Raw genomic sequence first — 261 nt, 5'->3', positions numbered from 1 at the left:
ACGCGCTTACTGAGTTTGAGTCAGATACGCTTGTGCTTGTTGATGCACTATCTGATGTACTTACTGAGTTTGAGTCAGATACGCTTGTGCTTGTTGATGCACTATCTGATGTACTTACTGAGTTTGATCCAGAAACGCTTGTGCTTGTTGATGCACTATCTGATGTACTTACTGAGTTTGATCCAGAAACGCTTGTGCTTGTTGATGCACTATCTGATGTACTTACTGAGTTTGAGTCAGATACGCTTGTGCTTGTTGATG

The 261-nt window shown here is 41.8% G+C and carries 1 protein-coding gene; it reads left to right on the top strand.

What is annotated here, in order from left to right; all coding sequences use genetic code 11:
- A partial coding sequence (locus tag ACJQQZ_RS12595; protein ID WP_408023179.1) for a hypothetical protein occupies nt 1–261 on the top strand: 261 nt, incomplete at both ends.

Origin of the sequence: Staphylococcus sp. KUGN1, assembly GCF_045984185.1 — a bacterium.
Lineage (GTDB): Bacteria > Bacillota > Bacilli > Staphylococcales > Staphylococcaceae > Staphylococcus > Staphylococcus warneri_A.
The sequence above is the reverse complement of the archived record's forward strand: the minus strand, read 5'-3'. Positions and strand labels throughout refer to the sequence as shown.